At 80.3% G+C, this 633-nt stretch carries 1 pseudogene; it reads left to right on the forward strand.

The window, feature by feature from the left end:
- Positions 1 to 633, forward strand: a pseudogene (locus tag EBN88_RS30105) (hypothetical protein); the annotation flags it as partial.

Raw genomic sequence — 633 nt, forward strand, 5'->3', positions numbered from 1 at the left:
CGCCGCTGACCGCCGGCGCCGGCTGGCTCGCCCGCCGCCTGCTGCGGGCCGCCGCCGACCACGCCTCCGGGATGGAACGGGGCGTCGCCGCCGCCTCCGCCGCCCGCGCCAGGGGCGTGGACCAGGGGCTGCGCACCCTCGCCCAGGAGCAGGTCGGGCTCGCGTACGCCGGCTGGGACCGGCTGTTGACCCGGGTCGCGCTGCCCGCCTGGCGCACCGGGCGCTGGCCCAGCGGCCTGGACGCCGGGGTGGCCGCCGCGCTCACCGAACTCTCCAGCAGGGACCGGCTGGCCGACGGCTTCGCCGCCAGGCTCGGCCAGCGGCCGGCCTGCGACCTGCTGGAACGGCCCGGCGACGTGGACCGCGAGGTCTCGCTGCTGGCGGCCCGAATCTTCCACGGCCTGCCGGCGGACGGCGGCGAGGGCTGGGCACCGGTGGAGTGGCCGGCCTATCCGGACGAGGTGGTCGACCGCGTCTGGCGGGACCGCGCGGCCCGCCTGTTCACCGCGTTGGACGCCACCGAGACGCCAACCCTGGCCCGCGCGCTGCACGGCCTGGCCGAGGCGGCGGCCGCCGAGGGCGGCACGGACGCGCTCGCCGCGCGGCTGAGCGCCGAGGCCGCCAGGGCGGAGG

Origin of the sequence: Streptomyces triticirhizae (assembly GCF_003696235.1) — a bacterium.
GTDB lineage: Bacteria > Actinomycetota > Actinomycetes > Streptomycetales > Streptomycetaceae > Streptomyces > Streptomyces triticirhizae.